Source organism: Gordonia effusa NBRC 100432, from assembly GCF_000241305.1.
In the GTDB taxonomy this organism is placed as follows: domain Bacteria; phylum Actinomycetota; class Actinomycetes; order Mycobacteriales; family Mycobacteriaceae; genus Gordonia; species Gordonia effusa.
This window is the reverse complement of the sequence record NZ_BAEH01000115.1, coordinates 15,063-38,094: the sequence shown is the minus strand read 5'-3', so window position 1 is coordinate 38,094 and position 23,032 is coordinate 15,063. Positions and strand designations below refer to the sequence as shown.

The window sequence follows — 23,032 nt, the reverse complement described above, 5'->3', positions numbered from 1 at the left end:
ACCGCATGGTGAGAGCCGGATAGTAAGCGTTGAAGGTAGAAAAGTAAATCATGTTGAATGCTCTAATCTCAGGGCTTCTTCTCGGCTACGCCCTGATAATTCCTATCGGCTCTCAGAACATATTGGTGCTGACGGAATCGATACGTCTAGGCCTTCCTAAGAGTTTGGTGGTTGCCGCAACCGCTGCGATATGCGACTCGATATTGATTATCCTCGGCGCTGTCGGAGCATCTCGATTGCTCGCCTCCATGCCGGCCGTTCGCGTCGCACTCCTATTCGCGGGAGCAGCATTTTTGCTATACCTCGGAGTTCGGGCGATCAGGGCAAAGGTTCCTGCCGGCATGGGCGAGTCTCCTCATTTGCCTGAAGGTCGTGGCGGCAGCCGCCCCTTGAAGAGTACGGTCATTGCAGTTGTCGGCGCGTCATTGATCAATCCACATGCCATATTGGACACCGTGGGTGTGATCGGATTGGCCATCGCCTCTCAGCCCGGAGATGCCGCGCTCTGGTTCGCGCTAGGAACGTTGTGCGCTTCGGCAACATGGTTCGGCGCGATTTCTGTTATAGCGGGAGTGCTCGCGGACAAGATCACTCCAGTGGTCCGCATGTGGATCGATCGGATATCCGGAGTAATTCTCATTGGGTTTGCGGTCTTCCTGTTCACCGAAGGACTGGCCGCGGCGTAGTGTGCCCGGGTCTCGACCGTCCTGTCCGGGAGTATTCAGTCCTCGCGAGGTGACCTGGGTACGACGTTCGGCGCGCCCGGCTCGGGCGTCTGCGTGTCCCCCGCATCGTTGCTGTCAGCCGCTACCTCGTCGATAGACTCCGAACCGTAGTAGTCATCGAGGCTGACGTCGTCGTCGAGATCCGGTTGGGCCGTGGCACTTTCATCATCGTCGCGCAGGCCGCCGTCGTCGGGAACCGGAACGAAGTCGTCGGTCGACGTCTCGTCGTCTGCTGTCGCGACCTCGTCGGTCGATGTGGATTCGCGAGCGTCCTCGGGGAGGGGATCGGCGGGGCCAGAGTTGGTCCGCTCGGTAGGCTCCTGCGCGGCATCCGGTTCAGACGATACGTTCGGTGCCGCGCCTTCTTGTTCCGCGCCTTCCTGCGCCGAATCATCCTGTGCCACATAGTCATCTGCCACACCGAGATGCTCGAGCCACTGCGTGGGATTGGTCAGCGCGACGCCAGCGGCCTGCGCCGACGACTCCGCCGCGTACACCCGATCCATCAGATCCAGGACGCGCTGACGAGTGAGGTCTTCGGTGCTCCGACCGCCCACATCGACTGTTACCGAAAGCAATTCGGGATCGACCTCAGGTTTGGGGAAACCCGCCGCCGCCAACCGTTCGAGTACCTTTTGCGCCAGCGCCAACGCCGGCGCCGTGGTGGCGATGCCGTCGAGAATCGACCCCCGCGCCTTCTCCGCGGCTTTGCGCTCTTCCCATTCGCGGATTTGGGTTTCCAGGTCACTGTGCTCGCCAGACAGGATGCCCGGGGTGCGGTGTGACACTTTAGCCACGAAAGACCTTGCGACATCGTCGATGTCGAAGGGCGCCACCCGATCGTCCGCCGCGATCCGGGCGTGGAAAAGCACCTGCAACAGCAGATCACCCAACTCCTCACGCAAATCGTCCTGCGTGCCGACGTCGATCGCATCGAGAAGTTCGTACACTTCCTCGAGGAGATACCGTCGCAACGAATCGTGCGTCTGCTGCGATTCCCACGGACCGTTACGGCGCAGCGTGTCCATCAGCGCAACCGCTTCAACCAGCGCGTCACCGGAATGACGCTGAACCGCGATTACTACCTCACCGCGATCGATGCGCGCACGAACCAGCGGATGCGAGCGGTCGGTACTCATCAGCACGGTCAACGGATCGCCGTCATCGTTGACCGGAGCGGCCGCCGCATTCTGTAACGCCCACAGCGTCGTCGGATGGACATCCTCGGTCACCAAGACCGGCCCGACGACGAACTTCATCGCGGCCAGCGGCAGAACCTCGGGACGTAACGGATCAAGCAAGATCACCGTCATGTCGACGACTACCTCCGACTTCTAGTCTTTATGCGAGGAGCAAGTACTTTTCGATCTCAAACAATAGTCTCATCCTGAGGTCGACGTTGTGCGGTCCGCCCACCGCCTCGGCGTGGCCAAACACCCTAGACGGCGTCAATCGGCTTGATCTGCAGAAGAAATGTAATGAGATAGTCGATCAATTCCTCGTCGCGCAACCGGGCAGACCCCACGCCGCCGGTCCGCGGAATCGGCAGGGTGACCACTGAAGTCGTCGCGCGATACCCGGCGGACGAGTACAGCCGCTTGAGACGAACCTGCTCGGAGTCGAGTAGTGGCAGCGGCGAAATCTTGATCTGTGTACCGGCACCACCTACCTCGGTGATTCCGCGTTCGCGGCAACGCAGTCGCAACCCGGCGATCGCGGCGAGGCGCCGCGTTTCTACCGGAGGCTCGCCATAGCGGTCGGTAAGTTCGGTGAGCACCGCGGCGATGTCGTTGTCAGTAGTCGCGGCGGCAAGCTTGCGATACCCCTCCAATCGCAGTCGATCGGAGTCGACGTACTCGACCGGAATATGCGCATCGACCGGCAGATCAATCCGGACCTCGACAGTTTCGGTCGACTCAACCGGTTTGCCGTCGGCGGCCGCCCGATACGCTTCGACTGCCTCACCGACCAGCCGCACATACAGATCGAAGCCAACCCCGGCGACATGGCCGGACTGTTCGGCACCGAGCACATTGCCGGCGCCACGCAATTCCAGATCCTTCAACGCAACAGCCATACCGGCACCCAGTTCGTTGTTCTGCGCGATGGTGGCGAGGCGGTCGTAGGCGGTCTCGGTCAGCGGTTTCTCCGGGCTGTAGAGCAGGTACGCGTAACCACGTTCGCGGCTTCGGCCGACCCGACCGCGCAACTGATGGAGCTGCGATAGGCCAAAGTTCTCGGCGCGATCGACGATGAGCGTGTTGGCGTTGGAGATATCGAGTCCGGTCTCGATGATGGTCGTGCAGACCAGGACGTCGTATTCACGATTCCAGAAGCCGTTGACGGTGCGTTCGAGCTGGTCCTCCCCCATTTGCCCGTGTCCGACGACAACGCGCGCCTCGGGAACCATCGCGGAGATCTCCCGCGCCGCCTTGTCGATACTCGACACCCGATTGTGCACGAAGAAGACCTGACCATCGCGCAGCAGTTCGCGTCGAATAGCCGCGGCGACCTGCTTGCCGCTATACCCGCCCACATAGGTGAGCACCGGATGCCGCTCCTCCGGCGGCGTGAGGATGGTTGACATCTCCCGGATACCGGCCATCGACATCTCCAGCGTGCGCGGGATCGGCGTCGCCGACATGGTCAACACGTCGACATGCGTGCGCAACGACTTGATGTGCTCCTTATGTTCGACGCCGAACCGCTGCTCTTCGTCGACGATGACCAGACCGAGGTCCTTCCACGACACCCCGGTTTGTAAGAGCCGATGCGTGCCGATCACAACGTCGACCTCGCCGGTGCGCATCGCCTCGATGGTGGCGCGGGACTCGGCCGCGTCGGTGAAACGCGACAGACCCTTGATTCGCACCGGAAAGCCAGCCATGCGCTCGGTAAAAGTTTGCAAATGTTGTTGCGCCAGAATGGTTGTCGGCACCAACACGGTGACCTGCTTACCGTCCTGCACCGCTTTGAAGGCCGCGCGTACGGCGATCTCGGTTTTGCCGTAACCGACATCGCCGACGATAACCCGGTCCATCGGGACGGGCCTCTCCATATCGGATTTCACCTCGGAGATTACCGTCAGCTGGTCGGCAGTTTCGGTGAAGTCGAAGGCATCCTCCATTTCGCGCTGCCACGGCGTATCGGCGCTGAACGCGAAACCAGGCGCGGCGTGCCGCGCCGCGTATAGCTGCACCAGTTCTCCGGCGATCTCACGAACAGCCTTGCGCGCCTTGCGTTTTGTATTCTGCCAATCAGATCCACCGAGTTTCGACAACGACGGCTGCTCGCCGCCGACATACCGGCTCAGCTGATCGAGCGCGTCCATCGGCACGTACAGACGGTCACCGGGCTGGCCGCGTTTACTCGCGGCGTACTCGATGACGAGGTATTCACGACGCGCGCCGGAGATAGTGCGCTCGATCATCTCCACGAACTTGCCGATTCCGTGCTGATCGTGCACGACCATGTCGCCCGCGGTCAGCGCCAGCGGGTCAACTTGATTGCGGCGCTTGGCCGGAAGCTTGCGGCCCTCTTTGGCGCCGACCGTCCGGGTACCGGTGATATCGGCCTCAGAAACGATTACGAGACCGGCGCTGGTCGGATTCGGCCCGCTCGCTCCGCTCCCGGCGCCGGTCGGATTCGGCCCGCCGGTCGGATTCGGCCCGCTCGCTCCGCTCCCGGCGCCGTGACCATTCGGCAACACCAGACCGTGCCGCAACGTGCCGTGATACACCGACACCGTTCCCGGCGCCGGTTCGGCTCCGGCGTCCGCCACCACCGACGGGACACCGGCTTCGGCGAGGCGTTCGTGGTACCGCTGCGCAGTTCCCTTGCCCGCCACCACAATTGCCGCGCGGCCCCCTGCCGCCGCATGTGCCCGCAACATGGTGAAAGTCGAGGCGATCTCCGCTTCGTCACCGCGCGGCGCGGGGCCCGAGATCAGATCGACGGCCAGTTCGTCGGCATCGCCGGCCGACAGCGGACTGATCGTCCACCAGGCGCGGCCCGCCTGCAAAGTCGCGGCCTCAACCTCACCCATCGCGCGATATGCGCTGGCCTGCAAGTCAATTCCGACGCCGCTGCCCGACGACAGCGGCGCCTGCGCGCCCAATGCGGCCGCCGACCACGCCGCTTCGAGAAATTCCGCACCGGTCTTGGACAGATCCGCGGCGCGGGTACGAATCTTCTCCGGATCGAGCAAGAGAACCCGGGTGCCGCTGGGAACTACCTCGGTCAGCAACTCCATCCGGCCGTCGACCAACGCGGGGATCAGCGCCTCCATCCCTTCCACCGGAATGCCCTCGGAGATTTTGGTGAACATCTCCGCGAGTGCTGGATCGTCGGCATGCTCTTCAGCGAGATTGCCGGACCGGGCGCGAACAGATTCGTCGAGGATGAGTTCGCGACACGGGAAAATCTGCACCGCGTCGACGTCGATTTCTTCCTGAGTGCGCTGATCGGCCACCGAGAACGCGCGCAAATCGGTGATCTCGTCACCCCAAAACTCCACGCGCACAGGGAATTCCGCAGTCGTCGGAAATACGTCGAGGATGCCGCCGCGGACCGCGAATTCGCCGCGCCGGCCCACCATGTCGACCCGCTCGTACGCCATCGCCACCAAATCTACGATGAGGTCGTCGAAGTCGACCTCGGCACCTTCGGCGAGGGTGACCGTACGCAGTGCCCCGAGACCCGGTGCCATCGGCTGCACCAACGACCGGACCGTGGTCACGATGACGCGCAGGCCGCTTGCCGCCGGGTCGGTGAGGCGATGCAGCACCTGCAACCGCTGCCCGACGGTGTCGGCGCTCGGCGACAACCGCTCGTGCGGAAGTGTCTCCCAGGAGGGGAACTGAGCAACCGCCGCCGGATCGTCGAGCATCTCCGCGAGTTCGGCGGCGAGGTCGTCGGCTTCTCGCCCGTTGGCCGAGACCACCAACAGCGGGGCGTCGTCGATACCGTCGATCGCCGCGACAACGAACGGTCGGGCCGCGTCGGGAGCGGTGATCGTCAAGAGGCTGGACTCGCGGCGAGCGGCGATCGGCGCGAACGCGGGATCGGCACACGCGATACGGGACAGGCCGGATAAGGCCGGGTGCGACGGCCGGGAATCGAGCGGGGTTGAATCGAGCGGCGGGGAATCAAGCGGTGGGACCACTTGGAGAATTCTATGCTCCGAGTGCGACAACCAATTATTCGCCGTGAACCCATCGATGCCGCCAGCGGAGGCGGTGTTCTACTGTCACCTCCATGACCGCATCGATTTCCGCCTCAGTCGCGATCCGCCCGGCGATCGCCGACGATTTGGCAGCCGTCAGCGAAATCTATCGACATTACGTTGAAAACACCGTCGCGACCTTCGACTACGAGAGCCCGACACTCGACGATTGGCAGGCGAAACTGGAAGCGATTGCCGATGCTGGGCGCCCATTCCTGGTCGCCGACAGCGCCGATGCTGGCGTCGTCGGGTTCGCCTATCTGGGAGAATTCCGGTCCAAAGCCGCATACGCCAAGACCACCGAAGACACGATCTACGTGCGCCAGGGATTTGGCGGACGTGGGCTCGGCAGTGCATTACTGAGCGCCGTCGTCGAGCAGGCCGATCCGGACAATGTGACGCAAATCGTGGCAGTCATCGCGGCAGAGGGCGGCGACGGATCCATCGCGCTGCACCGCCGATTCGGCTTCGACGAGGTGGGACGACTGACGAAGGTCGGCAGGAAATTCGATCGCTGGATCGACGTCGTCTATATGCAACGCGAAATCGGCTGATCACCTGCGACGTTAAGAGCCCGTGCTACATTTGGTATCCATGACAACCAAGTCTCCTCCCGCTCTCTTTCTCTCACATGGAGCGCCGCCACTCGTCGACAGTGAACTCTGGGTGTCACAGCTACGAGCGCTGTCGGATGATCTAACTCGACCGACCGCGATCCTGGTCGTCTCCGCTCACTGGGAGGAGGCGCCCCTCACCATCGGCTCGACTGATCCGACCGTCGAACTGACGTATGACTTTTGGGGCTTCCCGGAGCGGTATTACCGAACGACGTACTGGTCCCCCGGCGCGACCGATCTGGCCGCACGCGTCGAAGCATTAATGCCCGACGGCGAGCCCGTTGCCCGTGATCAGACCCGACGTCTCGATCACGGCGCCTACGTGCCACTGACGGTGATGTACCCCGACGCCGACATCCCCGTCCTGCAGATCTCGTTGCCAACGCTGGATCCGCAGCGGCTCCTCGATCTGGGCGCACGACTCGCCCCGCTGCGCGCGGAGGGCGTGCTGATTATCGGCTCCGGGTTCACCACTCACGGCCTGCAGTTTCTGACCGACCCCCGCCCCGACGCCACGCCGCCAACCTGGTCGATGGAATTCGACGCGTGGGCGCAGGAACGTTTCGCGGCGGGCGACGTGGAAGCACTGATCGATTTCCGTCACCGCGCGCCCGGAATGCCCTACGCGCATCCGACGATCGAACATTTCGCACCGCTGTTCGTAACACTGGGCGCCAGTGGCGATCCCGAGCAGAAGCCAGATCAGGTGATCGACGGATTCTGGATGGGACTGGCGAAGCGCAGCCTGGTGTTGAACTAGCGAAACCGTCTAATGGGCATCGTCGGAAAGATCGTCGTCCGGAGCGGCATCGCCCGAAACCTGTTGGCGCAGTTGAGGATGCACCGTCGACGGCATCGTCTCCTGATAGTCGGCACTCACGAGAACCGGCTCGGGCTCTAGTCGAGTCAAGCCATTCCAGCACAGGTTGACCAGATGCGCCGCGACGACTTCTTTGGGAGGTTCGCGGACATCGAGCCACCATTGCGCGGTTACCGAGACCATCCCGACAAGTGCCTGCGCGTAGAGCGGCGCGAGGTTCGGATCGAATCCACGACGTTCGAAGTCGCCAGCCAGGATATGTTCCACCTGGCTGATCGCGTCGTTGAGAAGGCTGGAGAATGTGGCGGTTTCGCTATTCGACGTCCGGTCGCCACGCACCAAGATGCGGAAGCCGTCGGTGCGCTCCTCCATATAAGTCAGCAGCGCCAACGCGACCTGCTGGACCCGGTAACGAGATCGATTGTCCGATAACGACGATGTGACCATCGACAGCAAGGTCTCCATCTCGCGGTCGACGATCACGGCATAAAGGCCCTCTTTGCCGCCGAAGTGTTCGTACACAATGGGTTTCGAGACGCCTGCGCGCTGCGCGACTTCCTCTATCGACGTGCCCTCATATCCACGTTCGGCGAACAGTCCGCGGGCAACTTCGATGAGCTGGGCACGACGCTGCGGACCCGTCATCCGCGAGCGCGGCGCACTACGTGCTTTATCCGATTTATCTGTCGGCCGAGTAACTGCCATGCGGCGAGTTTATCCGCCGGATACGTGCGCGTTGGGAGGCCGCTACGACGTAGGGGCCGCGGGCGTAGGCGGAAGAGTTGTCTCCGTCGTCTGCGGTTGTCCGGGAGCCTGCTGCTGGCCGGGGGCCTGCTGTTGACCACCGGGCATTTGCCGTTGACCGGGGACTCCGCGCTGCCAATTGCCCGGGCCGCCGGAGAATCCGCCCGGTCCCTGCTGATTGCGGCCGAAACCGGGGCCGAAGTCGTCGCCACCGCGGTTGAAATGGTGGTGACGGTGATGGCCGTCATGCCGATCAAGGCTGCCGACCGTCGCGATGCCAGCGCCGAACCCCAGGCCGAAGATGAACAGTATTCCGACGACGTAGACCAGGACACGCAGCGCGGGAGTGGTCGACCAGGTCTTCGCGATACTGCTGGACGCAGTGGTGGCGGCAGGCTCGGTGGTGGCTGTGGCGGCAGGCTCGGTGGCGACTGCCGGCTCGGTGATCGGCCTCGTCGGGGTCTGATCGGGCGTATCTACCGGCGACACATCTGCGCCCTCGTCGGGCGTCGTAGGCTGGCTCGGCTTATCGTCACTCATCAATCGCTCATTTCCTGGTTGTGACCACGTAAGTAGCCGCGAGTATATGCACCTAAACTGACATATAGAGCCAATCGCCTTGTGAATCTGCTGTGAGAGGACCGATCCGCTTTCCCACGGGTCGCCGCATCAATGTCAGACTCAACACGTGACACTTTCTTTGCGGGATATCTCGGACCGGCTAGAAATCCAGGACACCCTTACCGCGTACTCGACGGCGGTCGACAGCGGACAATTCGACGACCTTCGCGCGGTATTCACCGCTGATGCCACGATCGACTACTCAGCTACCGGCGGTATCACCGGGTCACTCGATGAGTGCATCGTCTGGCTGGGCGAGGTTCTGCCCGCTTTTAGCGCGTATTGCCACTTCCTCGGTAACGTCGAGATCCACCTCAACGGAGGAACCGCGACGTCGCGCACCCTCTGCCTCAATCCCATGCAAACGCCGGACAAATCGGCGTTTCTGCTCGGCATCTACTACGACGACGAGTGGGTGCGCACCGTCGACGGATGGCGGATCACGTCGCGGACACTGGTCAGTAAGTTTCACTCGCAGCTGTAGCCATGTGCGAACAATGCCTTGTAGCGCCGGTCTACTTCGGCCAACCACTGGATGGCTGGACGCTCGCGCGCGCTCGATACGACAGCGATGTGGCTGATTGGCGCAAAGGCGAGTGGGGGTTGTTAACGCAGAACGACCCGACATTCCGCTGGCGGACGACGCCGACAATTGATCCCGCATTTCGAATGTCGGAGGTGGAGTCGGATGCCTGGCTGGATTCACTTACGCCGGGCACCATCGAATATAGACGGGCATTCTGGTATGGGAATGAAGCCGACGGACTCGATTTTGTCGAAGCGTTTGGCAACTGCGATCCCAATAGCGGGTACGAGCTGGTCGCCGCCGCCATGGCTCGCGGCTACGATCGCGAACGTGACGGGATATTCGTAAGTTGGTTCTTCGATTACCTTGGCGAGTTCCTCGTCACCGCCGTGGCTGAGTTCGACGAGGCGTCCGATGACTGGCACCGCAAGCACTTCGGACCCGACTCCATCGACGAATCCATCGGAGCGCGGCCCCTGCCCGGCGAACCGTTTTATGTCCCGAATGGCCCGGGACCGCTGGCTTAGCTGTCCGGTTCTGTTAGATGCCGCTGGCGCGCGGGCCAGCGTCGATCGCCGTATCGTAATGCCGAGGTGCCTCCGGGTGCGCCCCCGCGGCAACTGCGAGCATCTGCGGAGACAAATCCAGATGCCCCACGACCGCCTCTGCCAAGCTGCGTGCCCTATGTGCCAGCCAGACCAGTGCTGGCCAATCTTCGGACATCGAACCTCCTCACGGCCGCGCCGACGTCAAGACATAACCGCCTGCTAGTTAGCGCCAACGATCCACCGGACGCCAGGATTGCGGTCAGCGTGATCGGAAGTGCCCGAAGCGGATTGGCGACGACGGCGGCATTGTTCAAAAGAACAGTCACCGAGTTTGTCGCTGCTGCGCGGAGGAAGCTATGTCTGATCGACCCGACCAGGTCCACTTGGCAATCGCTCTCGATGGCGCGGGAGCGCATCCGGCGGCATGGCGCGTCGACGACGCTCGTGCGAATGAACTCTTGACCGCCCGGTACTGGGCTGACGTCGTCGGCCAAGCCGAGGCAGGATTTCTCGACTTCGTCACTCTCGGCGACTCCTTTCTGCTGCAAGATTCGTCGTCGACGCCGATACGCACCGACCGGCTCGGCGGACGACTCGACGCACTACTGATCGCCGCCCGAGTCGCGCCGTTGACCAAAAATGTCGGACTCATTCCGACAGCGAACGTCCCACACACCGAGCCATTCCACCTGTCGAAAGCTGTTGCCACACTTGACTATGTGAGCGGCGGCCGTGCGGGCATCGGGCTGTCGACGTCACCCGATGTCGGGGAAGCGGCGCTATTCGGCAGACGGGATGTGACAACACTTACCCCGGATACGGCTGCCGACGAAGCTGCCGACTACGCGAATGTTCTTCGGCTGCTCTGGGATTCGTGGGAAGACGGTGCCGAGATACGCGATACGGCGACTGGCCGGTTCATCGACCGGGACAAGCTGCACTATGTCGACTTCGCCGGCGAATACTTCTCCATTCGCGGTCCCTCCATCACTCCCCGACCGCCGCAAGGACAACCGCTAGTGGCCATCGCGGCCTACGACCAGGCATCGCTGCGACTTGCCGGTGAAGTCGGGGACGTGGCATTCATCGCGCCCGACGAAATTACCGATGCCACAACGGCAATCGCCTCGATCCGGCATTTCCACGATGCCGCCGGACGCCCCGAAGAGGATCGGGTGCATGTCTTCGTCGATCTCACGGCTGTGCTTGGTGAGTCGACAAGCCATGCCATACATCGAAAGCATCAACTGGACGAACTCGACGGTGCTGAGTATTCCAGTGCGCTGCCACTTTTCGCCGGCTCCGCTGATGACCTCGCAGAAGTGATCGCGGAGTGGACGGCGGTCCCGGGGATAAGTGGCGTGCGCCTGCATCCGGCAACCCACGCTTTCGACCTACCTCGGATCGGGGCACAACTCGTCCCAGAACTGCAGCGCCACAATCTATTTCGCACATCGTACGATGACTCGACGCTCCGCGATCGGCTCGGATTGTTACGCCCGGAGAATCGTTTCACGGCTCGACAGAAGTTGACGCTGGCATGACCAAACAAGTTCACTTAGCCGCCCACTTCCCAGGTGTGAACAATACGACGGTGTGGAGTGACCCCGCCGCCGGTAGTCATATCGAGTTCAGTTCCTTTGTGCGCCTTGCCCAGACGGCAGAACGAGGTCTATTCGACTTCTTCTTCCTCGCCGAAGGACTGCGGCTAAGGGAACAGAACGGGCTGATCTACGATCTCGACGTCGTCGGCCGACCCGACACGTTCACCGTGCTCTCGGCGCTCGCGGCGGTAACCACACACCTCGGATTGACCGGCACCATCAACTCGACTTTTAACGAACCCTATGAAGTGGCAAGGCAATTCGCGTCACTGGACCACCTGTCCGACGGACGGTCGGCCTGGAATGTCGTGACGTCGTGGGATGAGTTCACCGGGGAGAACTTTCGCCGCGGAGGGTACCTCCCACAGGATCAGCGGTACGCGCGAGCCAAGCAATTCCTCGATGCCGCAACCACATTGTGGGATTCGTGGCGTGATGGCGATGTCCTTGCCGACGTCGCGGTAGGACAGTATTTAGCGCGGCCCGACGTCGGATCTTTCGAACACCGCGACTCGCAATTCGATATTCGTGGTCAGTTCAATGTGCCCCGATCACCGCAAGGGCGTCCGGTGATTTTTCAGGCCGGCGATTCAGACGAAGGTCGAGAGTTCGCCGCCGCCACGGCAGATGCGATCTTCTCCCGGCACGCCAAATATGCCGATGGCCGCGCATTCTATGCCGACGTTAAGCGGCGTCTACCGGCCTACGGGCGACGTCGAGACGATCTCCTGGTACTGCCCGCAGCCACATTCGTGTTGGGCGACACCGATGCCGATGCTGCCGAGATCGCGCGCGACGTCCGGCTCCAGCAGGTCAGCGGGCAAACTGCGATCAAATTCCTCGAGCAATTGTGGAACCGGGACCTATCCGACCACGATCCCGACGGCCCCCTACCGCAAGTAGATCCGATCCCCGGAGAGAACACCGTCGCGAAGGGCCGAGCCAGCGTACGAATCCACCGCGACCCGCGCGACGTCGCTCGAGAATGGCGCGAACTCGCGTCGGCGCGCAAACTCACCACGCGCGAACTGATCGTCGAGGTGACCGGACGCCAGTCCTTCATCGGTTCACCCGCGACAGTCGCCGGCGCGATCAACGACTTTGTTCAGGCCGACGTCGCAGACGGTTTCATCCTCGTACCGCATATCACCCCGGGCGGTTTGGACCGATTCGTCGATGACGTGGTGCCTCTGCTCCAAGAGTTGGGTGTGTACCGGACGGAATACCCGGGGACCACGCTTCGCGAGAATCTAGGGCTGGCGCGGGTCTAGTCGAGCGTCGGGCTGAAACCTGCGCCCGACATCGAGCCCGAGGGGGCATTCCCCTCAGCACACCTCAGACCGCAGTTTCGAGCCGGGCTGAAACTTGCGCCGACATCGACGCCGAGGGAGCAGTCACCCCGGCGCGGCTGAAACGACAGGCTCCGACCCAACGCGACTAACGCGAATAGATTGACTCGTTATTCAGATATGCCTACTATCCAAGAAGGCGGCGCGCGGCGGTCCAGCACCATTGCGCGACAGCGACGAGAGGGGAACGGATGCGGACAGTCGTCATCACCGGGGCGGGCAGTGGAATTGGGCGCGCAAGCGCCGAACGGTTCGCACGAAAAGGCAATCGAGTCATTGTCAGCGATATCAACGAGGACACCGGGCGCGCGACTGTCGCTCGGATCGTCGACACCGGGGGCATCGCAGTATTTCGCCGCCTCAACGTCGCCGACCCCGACCAGTGGGAGCAGTTCGCGGATTGGGTTTGCACCGAATACGGTGTCCCCGACGTCGTGGTAAACAACGCCGGCATCCTGATCGGCGGCGGTTTCTTGGAGCAGACTGGCGACGACTGGCGCAAGATGATCGCCGTCAACATGCTCGGACCGATATTCGGTTCGCGCGCCTTCGTCGAACGAATGGCCCAGGCCGAGAACCACGGACATATCGTGAATATCGCGTCCTGTGGCGCCTTCATGCCCAACGCGATCGCACCGTCATATGTGACAGCCAAAGCCGGCATCTGGCTCGGCACCCAATCCTTACGGTCCGAATTCGGCAAGCGGGGAATCGGCGTCAGCGCCATCTGCCCGGGCCTCATCCGCACCGAACTCGCCGCCAACGGCCATCGCGCGGGCGACGACGAGAACGAAGCGTGGGCGACCAAACTTGGTGCGGGACATAAGTATTTCGGCCGCTCCCCCAATCGAGTCGCGGGCGCGATCGATCGAGCTATTCGCTGGAATCTCGGCACGGTACCGGTCGGGACCGAAGCGTGGTTGTCCTGGTTCCTCTATCGCGCTTCGCCGGGCGCGGTGCGCGGGATCAGTTCAGCGATCCGGATGCCGTGGATAGATCGAGGGGTCGAACTCACCGGCAAGGTGTTCGGCGGAAAGATTTTTGGGGGAACGCGATGAAGACTGTAATCGTCACCGGAGGAGCCGCTGGCATCGGCAAGGAAACCGCCAAAGCCTTTGCCCGACAAGGAAACCGGGTAATCATCGCCGATATCGATGAGCCTGCCGCGGCGGCCACCGCAACCGAGATCGCACTTGATGGTGGCCAAGTGCTGCCCTACCGGCTCGATGTCCGCAGCGAGGACGAGTGGAATATCTTCGGCAAACATATCGCCGCGGAGTTCGGCCACGCGGACATACTGGTCAACAATGCCGGCGTCATGGACCTCGGCGGCTTCGTCGAGACCGACCCCGCTGGCTGGCAGCGAATGATTGATATCTGCCTGATGAGTATCGTCTACGGCTCCAAGGTCTTTGGCCAGCAGATGATCGACGGCCGCGTCAACGGCCACATAGTCAATGTTTCGTCCGCCGCGGCGTTCCTGCCGTCCGAACTCGACGCGGCATACGGCGTCGCGAAGTCCGCGGTATTCATGGCCAGCCAGTCATTGCGCATCGAACTCAGACAACACGGGATCGGCGTCACGACGATCTGCCCGGGAATCATCCGAACGAACCTGCTGCGCAATGGCCGACGCAATGGCCTGTCCGACGACGAACTCGCGTCGTGGAACGCCGGTGCCGGTGCGGCGCAGACACAATTGGGTATCAGCGGCCCGGATAAAGTCGCGCGGCGCATCGTCAAAGCCGTCGACAAGAACTGGGCGGTCGTGCCGGTGAACCCCGAAGCATGGCTCGCCTACTATGCCTCCCGAGTCTCCCCCGGAGCCGTCCGCGCCGCGACGTCGCTCGGCGGGTTCGGGCTGATGGAGGGCCTGTTACGCGCCGCCACACCGCTTATCAACCGTCTCGCCGAACGTCAGGAGTCCATCAAATGATCGTCCCCGATCACGAGGTACTTATCATCGGCGCGGGATTCGGCGGCATCGGCGCCGCGATAGAACTCGACCGCGCGGGCATCTCCGACTACATCATCATCGACAAGAACGAGGGGATCGGTGGGACATGGTGGGCGAACACCTATCCCGGTGTGGCCGTTGATATTCCGTCGATCTACTACAGCTTCTCCTACGCTCCACCCAAGAAGTGGAGCCGAGTCTTCGCGCCCGGTGCCGAGGTGCAGCGGTACGCCGAGCAGGTGGTCGACACCTTTGGGCTCCGTGACCGTATTCGCCTCGGCGTCGGCGCGGTAGCCGGAAACTGGGACGAAGACAATCACTTGTGGCATGTACAGCTTGCCGACGGCAGCACACTCACCTGTCGCTATGCGATCGGCGCGGTCGGCGCCCTCGAACAGCCTCAGATGCCTGACATCGCCGGTATAGAGAAATATGCGGGCAAGGTGGTACACACCTCTCGGTGGGACCACGACTTCGACTACTCCAGCAAGCGCATCGCGGTAATCGGTACCGGCGCAACGGCATTGCAGTTGATCCCGGAACTATCCGACGTCGCCGCACATCTCACGGTGTTCCAGCGCACGCCGATCTGGGTCGCCCCGAAGCCCGACGCGCGTATTCCGGGTGCCGTGGCCGGCACACTCCTGCGGGTCCCGGTCATTCGGCGATCAATTCGCGCGGCCGTCACCGTCGGGATCGACTTCGGCATTACCGGCATCGGCCTATTCCACGACCGTGTGCCATTTCTGGTTTCCGGGCTCGCCAAAGGCGGCGCACTCGGATATCGGGCGTGGCTGCGCGGCGAGCCGGATCTGGCCGCGCAACTGACACCTGACTATGCACCCGGCTGTAAACGGCCCTCGGTGTCCAACCGATATTTGAAGACTTTCACGCTTCCGCACGTCGACCTGGTTACCTCCGCTATCACCGAAATAACCGAGACCGGCGTCCGCACCGCCGATGGTCGAGATCACGAGATCGACGTCCTGGTGTGCGCGACCGGATTCAAGGTCATGGCCAAAGGCGCGACTCCCCCATTCCCGCTGCAGGGAGTTGGCGGCCTCGACCTCAACCAGTTCTGGGATGAGAACCGATTCCAGGCATACCAAGGCGTGTCAGTTCCGAAATTCCCCAACTCGTTCCTGATTACCGGGCCCTACGGATTCGCGGCCGGTTCGTATATCGCGATGATCGAGTGCACCAGCCGCCATGCCGCTCGCGCAATCGCCGAATCGCGGCGACGTGGCGCGACCCGCGTCGAGATTCGGCAGGAACCGCACGACGCCTACTACCGCAAGTATCGGGCACGTGCACAGAAGACGATGTGGCTCTCGGACGCATGCGAGGGATCCAACACCTACTACGTCAACTATCAGGGCGACCCCGCCGCCATCCGGCCGAGCACGCATATCGAAATGTGGTGGGGCAATAAGCATTTCCCGCTGGACGACTACAGTTACACAACGTTGGTTCACGTCGACGCCGAACAGTCGGATGTTGATACATCACGGACACCGAAGGTCAGCGGCGTGTCGTAGGACCTCATTGGCTCGAGAGGAAGCGCGGCATGGCGAAGGATTCGACGACTCCCCGGTCCAGCGGCTCTCGAATGGCTAGCGGACGAGTGCGCCGCGGCGCCAAGCTCGGCAAGCTCGCCGCTCGGCAAGCGGCCCTCGGTGCCGGTACGCGCCTATCGATGATTGGTCGATCCGACGATGCGCGTGCGGTACTCGCCGAACGCTCGACGCTGCGCGCGGCGGAACAACTCGTGACCGTCCTGGGCAACCTCAAGGGTGCCGCGATGAAGGCCGGCCAGATGTTCGCACTGATCGATCTGGACCTAATACCCGAGTCTCATCGGGCCGACTTTCAAGCGAAATTGGCCGCTCTGTTCGATAACGCGCCGCAAGTCGGTTTCGACGACATGCGTCAGGTAATCGAGGCCGACCTCGGGCCGTTGAACTCCGCATTCGCCGAATTCGATGCGACTCCGATCGGCGCGGCGTCGATCGGTCAGGTGTATCGAGCTCGCCTACACGACGGACGAAATGTCGCGGTAAAGGTCAAATACCCCGGTGTCGATCGCGCGGTGCGCTCCGACATGCGAAATCTGGTCCTATTCGGCAAACTGTTCACAGCTCAATGGCCGACGTTGCAAAATGGCGCACTAGTTGAAGAGTTCACCTCCAATTTGGAACGGGAACTCGACTACATCGGTGAGAGTAAAACTCAACAGGCAGTAGCACGTGAATTCGTCGATCATCCGTACATCGTCATACCCGACGTCGTCGAGGAAATGTGTACCGATCACGTCCTGGTGACTGAGCTGTTCGACGGAGAATCCTTCGAATCGATACGTCGGCTGCCGCCGGACGAGCGCAACCACTATGGCGAACTGATCTATCGTTTCTACGTCGGTTCCCTGTTCGAGCGTCACGAATTCTGCGGCGACCCGCACCCCGGAAATATCTTACTCGGGGACAACGGCAAGATTTGCTTCCTCGACTTCGGCCTCTATCACCGGATGTCCCCGGCCGGTGTCGAAGAGGAACGTCGAATGCTGTGCGCGGCAGCCGAAAACGACGCTGATGGACTACGCGGGATGATGGTGGCCGCTGGCGTGTTTGCCGAGTCGGCACCGGTCACCGCCGACGAATGCCTCGCCTATGTTTGGGATGCTGCGGAGTGGCACCTCGTCGATGACGAGATTGCCATCGATCCAGCTGTGGCCACCGGGACGGTACTACTCGCGCTAGACCCTCGCTCCCGCGAACACGCGAATCTTCGGCGTCAGAATCTGCCGCCCGAACATATGTTTTCGCGCCGCACAGATTTTCTGACCTTTGGCGTACTCGGCCAACTTCGAGTCACGAACAATTGGCATCGAATCGCCCGAGAATGGCTATTCGACGAAGCACCAACTACTGAAATTGGCCGCGATATCGCCCGCTGGCGAGCGTCTCGATCAGCGATGACCGAAAAGGTCGACTAGCCCCAGAGGCGAAGTGGTCCTCAGAGCTCCTCGACGCTCCGGGAACCCGAGTCGGCACTGGCCGCCGGTTTCAAGGCGGACCACGTATTGCCGGCCAAGTAGGTTCCGTACACCCCGAGAGCGACGCATCCGGCCATTCGCGTCGGCCGAAACGCGATGGCCGAACCAATCGCGGCCTCGGTGGCGCCGTTTATCTTGACCGAGCGTTCCGGGTCCTCCGGAAATGCCACTGCCGTCACCCCACGAAAGAGCCCCGGGCTCGTAAAATGCGCGACTCCAGTTCCCGCGATGCCCAGACCTCCCAGCCGAAACGCGACGTCGGTGGATCGGCCAGCGAACTTGACCAGTGTCCTCAGTGCGTGTGCCATATTCTCTCCATTCTTCTTACCTACGATGTGATGTGTACGGTCATCCAAGCTGCAACGGAAAATAGATGGTGTAAACGAGAGTCAGCACCATATTGACGACGATGATCGCAACCGTGGATATGACTACCGTCGCGTTCACACCGTCGGCGACCCCGCGTGGTCCGCCGCGTGCTTCCAGCCCGCGTTGGCATCCGATAACCGCGATCATGAATCCGAAGATGATTGCCTTGATCATCGCCATCGCCAAGTCACGGATTGAAGCGAACGCGCCGAACGACTGCCAATAACTTCCCGGGCCGACACCTTGCAGCGTGACTGATAGATAGAACGCGGAGATCACGCCAACCAGCACGATAAAGAGTGCCAGCAGAGGTGCGACCACTACGGCGGCGATGATGCGTGGCACCACGAGTCGTTGGACTGGGTCGATACCCATAACGCGTAACGCATCGATCTCTTCGCGGACGCTGCGGGCACCGAGGTCGGCCGCGATCGCCGAAGCGCCAGCGCCGCCGAGCAACATACCCGAAGCGAGCGGCGCAGCCTGCTGGATAACCGCGAACCCGGACCCGGCACCAAGCAACGACTGAGCGCCCAGCTGATTGATGATATTGCCGATCTGAACGGTAACGATGACACCGAACGGAATGGCCATCAGGAACGCTGGAATGGCCGTCACGCTAATCATGTACCAGGCCTGTAGGACCGCTTCGCGCATCTTTACCCGCCACCGGAAGGTATCGACGATTAACATCGCGACCGAGGTAGCACCTAGTCGAAATGTCCTCCCCAGTGTTTCGACCGGACCTAAAGCGTTGTCGCGCAGGTTATCCCGCAATACAGCCGTGGTCGACGGACTACGCGTGAGGGCTGCGGTAGCCATTGGTTAGCCTCCCGCCGGCGCGGATGGAGGAGGTGTGGTGGGAGTCGTCGGCGTGGTCGGTGGTTGGGTCGGGGTCGCCGACGGTGTCGGGGTCGCGCCGCCGAGAGCCTGCGGAATCGCCGACGTCGGATCACCGACCGAGGTAATCATCCAGTCCTTCGACCGATCCAGGGTCAACGTGTACGTCGCCGTCGTGTTGCCGCCGTTGGGCGTCTGAATGGTTTTGGTATTCACGTCAACGACCGCCTGAACCCGGAAAACGTCCTTGGCGACGTTGACCGTCTTCGCCACGATGAGGTTTGCCGATGTCTGCATACGAAGGGGTGTCAGTACCTGCTCCATCGTCTGACCGATGAGGTCGTACTGCTTCTGTAGGTCCGGGCTGACGCCCTTTTTCATATTGGCGATCCATGGGGTGAGGTCGCGATAATCCAATGTCGCGGCGTTCACCGCGTACTGGCCCGCCACATCCTCCGCGTGCTCACGGTCGGCGACGCTGGCGCGCAGATCGTTCAGGTCATCCCGGGCAGACAGATCGCGATAAACGAAAAGTCCGAGTGCTGCTACCAGCAACACGATTACCGCGGTCACGACGATGGACCGAATCGACAGGGAGACCTGACGCGGTGCCTTTGACACGACCGGACGGGGCGATGGGCGGTTAGGTGCCTTTCGCGCAGCGCCGGAACTCCTTTTCGATCCGACGGCGGCTGATTTGGTGACACCCGCCGATTGCTCGTCGGCGCCGAGAACCGGGTCGGTCTCGACAGAGATGTCCTCTGGTGTGTCCACCGCTGTAGGGTCCTGCGCGGTGTGGTCGGTCTGTTCAGGAGTCTTGTCAGACATCGAATCGTCTCCTTGTGTAATCGTCGTCGCCTTGCGTAATCGTCGCTTGTAGTCGTTATCGCTCGTAGTCGTCACCGCGGCGGCACCGTCACTACCAAGCGTGCTGCCTTGCCAGAGCCGAACAGCTGCAGTGCGTTCGACAACAGTTCACTCACATTGATCTGCGGCAGTGTTTGATTCAGCGCGGTGGCGATCGGCATCAACGGCCCGATCGCATCCATCGTCGGCGGCAGGATCTTCGCCAGATAACCGTTCAGCCGGATGAGGAAGGGATTGAGCGTCTGCTGCAGCGTCGTGTGCAGATCGGTGACGACAATCAGGCGCTCGACCTTCCGCAAAGCGATGGTGTAGTGGTCCAGGGCTACGCCCAGACCGCTGCCGAATTCTGGAAGCGCGCTAACCAGCCACCCCAAATCACCGGAATAGCGTTGGGTATTGACGAACATCGTGCGCAACTGCGGCGAGTGCGAAAGCAGCATTCGGGCGATCAACTGACTTCCGTGGCTAATGTCATCCCACGCCTGGTCGGTACCTTCCAGCGCCTCCCAGGCCGTATGCAGTAGCGAGGCCATCGGATCCGCGGCGATCACCGAGGTCAGATTGGTGATGAGATCGAAGATCGCAGGTATCGACTCCGGCTGCTCAATCCGCTCGGCTGCGATCCGATCGCCATCGCGCAAATACGGCCCAGCCGACGCTGCCGACTCGAAATTGATATATGGCTCGCCTAGTGCGGACTGCATACTTATTTCGACATTGGTATCCCGCGCTATCCGCTGGTCACGCGGATATCGCAACGTAAGTGTCGCTCCGGTGGGGGTGACGCGTACATCACTGACCTCCCCGGTACGGACGCCGTCGACGAAAACACCCGTTCCGCGCAGCACAAGGTCGGTGTTGCGGACTTCCATCGATACGGTCGAATACTCCTGGACCGGATTCCACCGGTAAACCTGGCTCGCCAGGTAGATGCCGCACACCAGGATCACGACCGCGAAGGTCACGACGTTGATCGACAGTTCCTTCTTCACCGACATCATCAGGGCACCATCCCGATGGTGCGGAATGCCTTGACCATCTGGCCCGCGAGTTCGGCGTTGCTGACACCGTTATCGATTGCCAACTGGCGAATATTCAGGCGCGGCGTGTTCTTGAAGAATGGGATCAATTTGTCGTTCAACAAGTTGAACAACGCCGTCGCATTAGCTGGCTGGCCATGATAATTGGGCCAGCCCGGTATCAGCAGCGGTTTGATTACCGTGTTTACAACGCCGGACAGGCCGTCGATCAGTGGCACGGCGGGGACCAGCGGTGTCAGGCCCCGATCAAGCATCGAGAATAATTCGATGACCTTGATTCCGAGCATCGCTCCACGGACCTGCATCACGCCGGCCGGACTCATAAAGGTCTCCAGCATGGGACGCTGCTCGTTCAACTGAGTAGTTAGCCCCGCGACGGAGTTCAGCATCGAAGTGAGGGCGGTCGTGTTGTTCGCATACGCGTTCAGCGTTTCCACCAATGGCCCCATTACTCGCGTGACCTCAGCGGGCCTGTCCGGGAATTGCGCATTGACCTTTCTGAACGTGTTGCCCAACTGCGGCAAGCTTCCGCTGCCCAGGAAATTCGCCAGGCTGACCATGAGATCCTCGACCTGAACCGGCGGTTTGACGTGATCCTTGGTCAGCTTCTGTCCAGGCGCCAGCCGGTTCGACCACGCGTTGGCCGGATTTGAAATCGATACGTAGGTATCGCCCAGCAAAGTGTCTTGGCGTAACTCGACCTGCGCGTCTTTTCCGACAACATAACCGTCGTTGACCGATAGTCGGACAACCGCGACAGAACCCTCTGATCGAATCGAATCGACGACGCCGGCACGAATTCCATTAATAGTCACCTTCGACGACACCGGCAGATTCACCACGGTGGTGAACTCGATAGTCAGCGGCCACCCGTCATGGACCGACTGCGGCGTCGGCAGCCGTTCTGGGCTGAACGCGCTTGAACAACCTGATGCGACCAACAGTGTCAGCGTGGCGAGTCCGACAGTGATCAACCGGCGAATCATCCAGGTATGCAACACAATACGTCGATTCATCGGGCCGCTCCGGTCAGCAGCAAGGCCATCCGAACGGCGTCGACTTCCATACCGTCCGGGCCGGAAATATGGCACTGTCCGGGGAAGATTCGATTGATATTCTGGCAGGTCAACGCCGGATTCTTCGCGGGGATACGCGTCTTGGGCGGCGTGTATCGAATACGCAGGCCGAGCGATCTCTGATCGAAGGATATGTCGAATGCGCGGATCAACACCGGAACTATGCCGAGTAGGTCGCCAAAGTTACGCATTCCCGCGCCCACCACGCGCGCTATCGGCACCACCGCGTCGAGCACCGGCCACGCGAAATGTGAGTACTTGTCTACCAATTTCCGCAGTACCAGCAAGATGTCCGGGACTGAGTCCGCGATACCGGTCGCACCGTCGATCAATGGCACTATCGTACTGCCGATCAGCGGCGAAATCGTCGTAAATAGGTCTTTGAGCATTCCCCAATTTGTCGCCAAGCCGGTGGTCATCGCGCTGACGTTGTCGATCACGGTGGCCATATCGGCCAGACCACCGGCGATCGGCGTATGAGGCGCGATCGCAAGTTTCTTGATGACCGCATTGAGGACCGGTCCAGTCCCCGCCAGACCACCGCTGATGTTGCGGACGCTCGACATCACCGCGGCGAATTGCTCTGGTCCGGCATCGACGGTGAGCTGTTTCCCCACCACCGCGAGACTCTCCAGAGATTTGCTGATCGATACGGGCGTACTCGTCGAGTCGATACCGATGCATTGTCCGGGCATCAGCCGAGCGCCATTCGTATAGTCGCCGAGTAATGCGAGTTGCCGGACAGCGATGATGGACGGTGACACCGACGCCGCCCGAACGTTGGCGGGGAGAACTTGATCGCTGTCGACGCTGAAGGTTATCCGCGCGGATCCATTGCCGGTCTCGACGTCGGTCACCGTGCCGATGCCGACCCCGCGACGGGTCACGGTATTTCCCTCGAAGATTCCGACGGCATCATTCATTTGGGCGCAATAGGTGGTTCGCGACGTGACCGCTTTGGGAATGAAAAAATATGCGGCACCGAGCACTAGGACCACCATGACCGAGCCAACCGAAACCAGCCATGGCGAACCTGCGATTCGACGTAACACG

The 23,032-nt window shown here is 61.5% G+C and carries 22 protein-coding genes; 11 read left to right on the top strand and 11 right to left on the bottom strand.

The genetic code is table 11. The features are described from left to right. The first annotated feature begins 50 nt into the window (after window positions 1-50). Window positions 51-686: a LysE/ArgO family amino acid transporter gene (locus tag GOEFS_RS19795; RefSeq protein ID WP_007319732.1), complete on the top strand. Its 636-nt coding sequence runs from the start codon at window positions 51-53 to the stop codon at window positions 684-686. A 35-nt stretch (window positions 687-721) separates the two neighbouring features. Here the strand turns inward: GOEFS_RS19795 and GOEFS_RS19790 are convergent, their stop codons facing one another. After that, window positions 722-2,038 (bottom strand): nucleoside triphosphate pyrophosphohydrolase, encoded by a 1,317-nt coding sequence (locus GOEFS_RS19790; RefSeq protein ID WP_007319731.1) that lies wholly within the window; start codon window positions 2,036-2,038, stop codon window positions 722-724. A gap of 125 nt (window positions 2,039-2,163) precedes the next feature. Beyond that, the gene (gene mfd, locus GOEFS_RS19785; RefSeq protein ID WP_007319730.1) at window positions 2,164-5,889 is read right to left on the bottom strand and encodes a transcription-repair coupling factor; all 3,726 of its coding nucleotides are present in this window, start codon (window positions 5,887-5,889) and stop codon (window positions 2,164-2,166) included. A 92-nt stretch (window positions 5,890-5,981) separates the two neighbouring features. Between mfd and GOEFS_RS19780 the strand changes: the two genes are divergently transcribed. Together GOEFS_RS19780 and GOEFS_RS19775 are read left to right on the top strand one after the other, a co-directional pair. Next, window positions 5,982-6,503, top strand: a complete 522-nt coding sequence (locus GOEFS_RS19780; RefSeq protein ID WP_007319729.1) for a GNAT family N-acetyltransferase — start codon at window positions 5,982-5,984, stop codon at window positions 6,501-6,503. 40 nt (window positions 6,504-6,543) lie between these two features. Further along, window positions 6,544-7,326, top strand: coding sequence for a dioxygenase family protein (locus GOEFS_RS19775; RefSeq protein ID WP_040525696.1), 783 nt, complete (start codon window positions 6,544-6,546; stop codon window positions 7,324-7,326). 9 nt (window positions 7,327-7,335) lie between these two features. On the opposite strand, the gene GOEFS_RS19770 is transcribed toward GOEFS_RS19775, so the two are convergent. Next, the gene (locus tag GOEFS_RS19770; protein WP_050949978.1) at window positions 7,336-8,091 is read right to left on the bottom strand and encodes a TetR/AcrR family transcriptional regulator; all 756 of its coding nucleotides are present in this window, start codon (window positions 8,089-8,091) and stop codon (window positions 7,336-7,338) included. A gap of 42 nt (window positions 8,092-8,133) precedes the next feature. Continuing rightward, a complete protein-coding gene (locus GOEFS_RS22655; RefSeq protein WP_007319726.1) occupies window positions 8,134-8,670 on the bottom strand; it encodes a hypothetical protein in 537 nt (178 codons plus the stop codon). 148 nt (window positions 8,671-8,818) lie between these two features. Here GOEFS_RS22655 and GOEFS_RS19760 point away from each other — a divergent pair, with 148 nt between their 5' ends. Together GOEFS_RS19760 and GOEFS_RS19755 are read left to right on the top strand one after the other, a co-directional pair. After that, the gene (locus GOEFS_RS19760) at window positions 8,819-9,235 is read left to right on the top strand and encodes a nuclear transport factor 2 family protein (RefSeq protein WP_007319725.1); all 417 of its coding nucleotides are present in this window, start codon (window positions 8,819-8,821) and stop codon (window positions 9,233-9,235) included. Between the two features lie 89 nt (window positions 9,236-9,324). Then, complete coding sequence (locus GOEFS_RS19755) at window positions 9,325-9,804, top strand: hypothetical protein (RefSeq protein ID WP_245549915.1); 480 nt, start codon at window positions 9,325-9,327, stop codon at window positions 9,802-9,804. 13 nt (window positions 9,805-9,817) lie between these two features. Here the strand turns inward: GOEFS_RS19755 and GOEFS_RS19750 are convergent, their stop codons facing one another. Further along, window positions 9,818-10,000 carry a hypothetical protein gene (locus tag GOEFS_RS19750; RefSeq protein ID WP_007319723.1) on the bottom strand — a complete coding sequence of 61 codons (183 nt, stop codon included), beginning with the start codon at window positions 9,998-10,000 and terminating at the stop codon, window positions 9,818-9,820. 181 nt (window positions 10,001-10,181) lie between these two features. On the opposite strand from GOEFS_RS19750, the gene GOEFS_RS19745 reads away from it, so the two are divergent. The 6 genes from GOEFS_RS19745 (at window position 10,182) to GOEFS_RS19720 (ending at window position 17,727) form a co-directional block, all read left to right on the top strand. Further along, a complete protein-coding gene (locus tag GOEFS_RS19745; RefSeq protein WP_007319722.1) occupies window positions 10,182-11,369 on the top strand; it encodes an LLM class flavin-dependent oxidoreductase in 1,188 nt (395 codons plus the stop codon). After that, on the top strand, window positions 11,366-12,700 hold the full coding sequence (locus tag GOEFS_RS19740) for an NtaA/DmoA family FMN-dependent monooxygenase (protein WP_007319721.1): 1,335 nt from the start codon (window positions 11,366-11,368) through the stop codon (window positions 12,698-12,700). The genes GOEFS_RS19745 and GOEFS_RS19740 overlap by 4 nt, the downstream gene beginning before the upstream one ends. Window positions 12,701-12,969: 269 nt before the next feature. Further along, window positions 12,970-13,836, top strand: a complete 867-nt coding sequence (locus GOEFS_RS19735; protein ID WP_007319720.1) for an SDR family NAD(P)-dependent oxidoreductase — start codon at window positions 12,970-12,972, stop codon at window positions 13,834-13,836. After that, entirely contained in the window at window positions 13,833-14,714 is an 882-nt protein-coding gene (locus GOEFS_RS19730) for an SDR family NAD(P)-dependent oxidoreductase (RefSeq protein WP_007319719.1), read from the top strand. The genes GOEFS_RS19735 and GOEFS_RS19730 overlap by 4 nt, the downstream gene beginning before the upstream one ends. Continuing rightward, complete coding sequence (locus GOEFS_RS19725) at window positions 14,711-16,273, top strand: flavin-containing monooxygenase (protein ID WP_007319718.1); 1,563 nt, start codon at window positions 14,711-14,713, stop codon at window positions 16,271-16,273. Before GOEFS_RS19730 ends, GOEFS_RS19725 begins: the two co-directional genes overlap by 4 nt. 29 nt (window positions 16,274-16,302) lie before the next feature. Beyond that, window positions 16,303-17,727 carry an ABC1 kinase family protein gene (locus GOEFS_RS19720; protein ID WP_007319717.1) on the top strand — a complete coding sequence of 475 codons (1,425 nt, stop codon included), beginning with the start codon at window positions 16,303-16,305 and terminating at the stop codon, window positions 17,725-17,727. A gap of 20 nt (window positions 17,728-17,747) precedes the next feature. On the opposite strand, the gene GOEFS_RS23695 is transcribed toward GOEFS_RS19720, so the two are convergent. From GOEFS_RS23695 to GOEFS_RS19690, 6 genes are all read right to left on the bottom strand, one after another. Beyond that, entirely contained in the window at window positions 17,748-18,095 is a 348-nt protein-coding gene (locus GOEFS_RS23695; protein WP_007319716.1) for a DoxX-related protein, read from the bottom strand. A gap of 40 nt (window positions 18,096-18,135) precedes the next feature. Beyond that, window positions 18,136-18,978 carry an MlaE family ABC transporter permease gene (locus GOEFS_RS19710; protein ID WP_007319715.1) on the bottom strand — a complete coding sequence of 281 codons (843 nt, stop codon included), beginning with the start codon at window positions 18,976-18,978 and terminating at the stop codon, window positions 18,136-18,138. A 3-nt stretch (window positions 18,979-18,981) separates the two neighbouring features. After that, entirely contained in the window at window positions 18,982-19,824 is an 843-nt protein-coding gene (locus GOEFS_RS23690; protein ID WP_007319714.1) for a hypothetical protein, read from the bottom strand. Between the two features lie 71 nt (window positions 19,825-19,895). Beyond that, the gene (locus GOEFS_RS19700) at window positions 19,896-20,864 is read right to left on the bottom strand and encodes an MlaD family protein (protein WP_007319713.1); all 969 of its coding nucleotides are present in this window, start codon (window positions 20,862-20,864) and stop codon (window positions 19,896-19,898) included. Next, window positions 20,864-21,919: an MlaD family protein gene (locus tag GOEFS_RS19695; RefSeq protein WP_007319712.1), complete on the bottom strand. Its 1,056-nt coding sequence runs from the start codon at window positions 21,917-21,919 to the stop codon at window positions 20,864-20,866. The genes GOEFS_RS19700 and GOEFS_RS19695 overlap by 1 nt, the downstream gene beginning before the upstream one ends. Then, the gene (locus tag GOEFS_RS19690) at window positions 21,916-23,031 is read right to left on the bottom strand and encodes an MlaD family protein (RefSeq protein ID WP_007319711.1); all 1,116 of its coding nucleotides are present in this window, start codon (window positions 23,029-23,031) and stop codon (window positions 21,916-21,918) included. The genes GOEFS_RS19695 and GOEFS_RS19690 overlap by 4 nt, the downstream gene beginning before the upstream one ends. Between the last annotated feature and the right edge of the window lies 1 nt (window position 23,032).

Excerpts from the sequence above, each read along its gene's own strand:
- GOEFS_RS19745 (WP_007319722.1), top strand. The coding sequence starts at position 10,182 with ATGTCTGATCGACCCGACCAGGTCCACTTGGCAATCGCTCTCGATGGC.
- GOEFS_RS19795 (WP_007319732.1), top strand. The coding sequence starts at position 51 with ATGTTGAATGCTCTAATCTCAGGGCTTCTTCTCGGCTACGCCCTGATA.
- GOEFS_RS19710 (WP_007319715.1), bottom strand. The coding sequence starts at position 18,978 with ATGGCTACCGCAGCCCTCACGCGTAGTCCGTCGACCACGGCTGTATTG.
- GOEFS_RS19780 (WP_007319729.1), top strand. The coding sequence starts at position 5,982 with ATGACCGCATCGATTTCCGCCTCAGTCGCGATCCGCCCGGCGATCGCC.
- GOEFS_RS19770 (WP_050949978.1), bottom strand. The coding sequence starts at position 8,091 with ATGGCAGTTACTCGGCCGACAGATAAATCGGATAAAGCACGTAGTGCG.
- GOEFS_RS19735 (WP_007319720.1), top strand. The coding sequence starts at position 12,970 with ATGCGGACAGTCGTCATCACCGGGGCGGGCAGTGGAATTGGGCGCGCA.
- GOEFS_RS19775 (WP_040525696.1), top strand. The coding sequence starts at position 6,544 with ATGACAACCAAGTCTCCTCCCGCTCTCTTTCTCTCACATGGAGCGCCG.
- GOEFS_RS19700 (WP_007319713.1), bottom strand. The coding sequence starts at position 20,864 with ATGATGTCGGTGAAGAAGGAACTGTCGATCAACGTCGTGACCTTCGCG.
- GOEFS_RS19740 (WP_007319721.1), top strand. The coding sequence starts at position 11,366 with ATGACCAAACAAGTTCACTTAGCCGCCCACTTCCCAGGTGTGAACAAT.
- GOEFS_RS19720 (WP_007319717.1), top strand. The coding sequence starts at position 16,303 with ATGGCGAAGGATTCGACGACTCCCCGGTCCAGCGGCTCTCGAATGGCT.
- GOEFS_RS19790 (WP_007319731.1), bottom strand. The coding sequence starts at position 2,038 with ATGACGGTGATCTTGCTTGATCCGTTACGTCCCGAGGTTCTGCCGCTG.
- GOEFS_RS22655 (WP_007319726.1), bottom strand. The coding sequence starts at position 8,670 with ATGAGTGACGATAAGCCGAGCCAGCCTACGACGCCCGACGAGGGCGCA.
- GOEFS_RS19750 (WP_007319723.1), bottom strand. The coding sequence starts at position 10,000 with ATGTCCGAAGATTGGCCAGCACTGGTCTGGCTGGCACATAGGGCACGC.
- GOEFS_RS19730 (WP_007319719.1), top strand. The coding sequence starts at position 13,833 with ATGAAGACTGTAATCGTCACCGGAGGAGCCGCTGGCATCGGCAAGGAA.
- GOEFS_RS19695 (WP_007319712.1), bottom strand. The coding sequence starts at position 21,919 with ATGAATCGACGTATTGTGTTGCATACCTGGATGATTCGCCGGTTGATC.
- GOEFS_RS19725 (WP_007319718.1), top strand. The coding sequence starts at position 14,711 with ATGATCGTCCCCGATCACGAGGTACTTATCATCGGCGCGGGATTCGGC.
- GOEFS_RS23690 (WP_007319714.1), bottom strand. The coding sequence starts at position 19,824 with ATGTCTGACAAGACTCCTGAACAGACCGACCACACCGCGCAGGACCCT.
- GOEFS_RS23695 (WP_007319716.1), bottom strand. The coding sequence starts at position 18,095 with ATGGCACACGCACTGAGGACACTGGTCAAGTTCGCTGGCCGATCCACC.